This window comes from Psychrobacter sp. 1U2 (assembly GCF_051847575.1).
This window is the reverse complement of sequence record NZ_JBPYDC010001180.1, coordinates 1-677: the sequence shown is the minus strand read 5'-3', so window position 1 is coordinate 677 and position 677 is coordinate 1. Positions and strand designations below refer to the sequence as shown.

1 protein-coding gene is annotated in these 677 nt (G+C 27.9%); it reads right to left on the bottom strand.

Going from position 1 to position 677, the window contains the following annotated elements:
- Window positions 1-677 (bottom strand): tetratricopeptide repeat protein (locus ACS8FD_RS21070; RefSeq protein WP_439277301.1); only part of this gene is annotated, 677 nt, incomplete at both ends.

The window sequence follows — 677 nt, the reverse complement described above, 5'->3', positions numbered from 1 at the left end:
CCTGTGTATATTTTATTTAGTTGGTCAATTCGCATTTCATCAAAATTTTCATTACTCTTTTCACTTTCGTTTATCAAATTACTTAGCGCACAAATAAAGTCAGAATCTAATTTTCCATCTAAAACATAGTCAATTAAACCTTTAGCTTTATCATACTCTTCTAAAGCAATCAAACTCTCAATCCATAGAAGCTTTAATTTTTTACTTCTATATAAGGATATATCATATTTTTTTATCTTATTAATACATTCTATTGCTTTACCCCATTGATTATTAACGAGATGCCATCTAGTTAAAGTAAAAGCCACTCTAGCTTTATCTTTATTCTTAACGTTATCCTTTCCAAAACAGTTATACAAACCAAGTAAAGCATAAGTGGAGAAACCTGACCATAGCTTTTTCTCTATATCTCTTGAAGGGAGGTTGACATTTTCGATTTTATCAACTAAGTCTAGTTTCAGTTCTTTGAAAACATAATTATGCTTTTTAATTATTTTTTTTGAAGATTTCGAAGATTTTTCCAGTGCTCCAACCATCATCTCTTTGGCTTTTTTGTATTCACCTATTTCAAAATATGCAATTGCTATGTTCTCATAATAGTAGCTAAAATTTGGGTTTTCTTTTATACATTTCTCATATAAATCAATTGCTTTATTAAAATTTTTGGATCTTAGAAA